The following is a 363-nucleotide window of genomic DNA, read 5'->3' as shown; positions in this document are numbered from 1 at the left end:
GCCCCCGCCGCAGCGGCGGAGGGGCGCCCTTCCAGGCCCGACGCGCCGGAAGGCAGGCTCGGGGACAAATTGTCCCAACCAGCCGGCGACCGGCGCGCGGCGGCCGCGATGCGCTCGCGCGTCGATGCGGCGAAGCTGGCGATCGCCCGGGAGGCCGTCTCCCAGCTCGACGACTCGGAGGAGCTCGAGGGCGCCTCGGGCATGTACGACGCGGGGCGTGCGGCCAAGAAGGCCGCGGGAAGGCTGCGGCAGAGGAAGGCGAAGAAGGCCGCCCAAGGCAGCCGCAAGGCGGCGACCGCCCTCGGCGCCCCAAAGGGAGGCGCGCGCGGCCCCGAGGCAGCCGGCGCGACCGCCCCGGCCAAG

General features: G+C 77.4%; 1 pseudogene. It reads left to right on the top strand.

Annotated elements, in window-relative coordinates:
• Positions 1-108: 108 nt before the first annotated feature.
• Positions 109-363, top strand: a pseudogene (locus DW180_RS09945) (hydrolase Nlp/P60); the annotation flags it as partial.

Origin of the sequence: Collinsella sp. AM16-21 (assembly GCF_003471905.1) — a bacterium.
In the GTDB taxonomy this organism is placed as follows: Bacteria; Actinomycetota; Coriobacteriia; order Coriobacteriales; family Coriobacteriaceae; genus Collinsella.
This window is presented reverse-complemented; position numbering and strand designations above follow the sequence as displayed.